1 protein-coding gene is annotated in these 260 nt (G+C 66.9%); it reads right to left on the bottom strand.

Annotated elements, in window-relative coordinates:
- Positions 1 to 260 (bottom strand): beta-eliminating lyase-related protein (locus tag CH341_RS32855; RefSeq protein WP_245431358.1); only part of this gene is annotated, 260 nt, incomplete at both ends.

Raw genomic sequence — 260 nt, 5'->3', positions numbered from 1 at the left:
GACGCCCTGGCGCCAGGTGATGTCGGCCGGGTTCTCGCCGAGATTGACGAGCGCATTGGCAAAGCGCGCCCCGTCCATGTGCACGGGAAGGCCGCGCTCATGGGCGATGGCGGTCAGCGCCTCGACCTCCTGGCGCGTATAGATGGTGCCGACCTCGCTCGCCTGCGTCAGCGACAGCGCCATCGGCTGGCCGGCATGGACGAAATTGGGCGCAAAGCGTGACACGGCATCCTTGAACTCGCCCGGATCGATCTTGCCGA

It is taken from the genome of Rhodoplanes roseus, assembly GCF_003258865.1.
Lineage (GTDB): Bacteria > Pseudomonadota > Alphaproteobacteria > Rhizobiales > Xanthobacteraceae > Rhodoplanes > Rhodoplanes roseus.
Note: the sequence above shows the minus strand (reverse complement) of the source record. Positions and strands in the feature narration are given on the sequence as shown.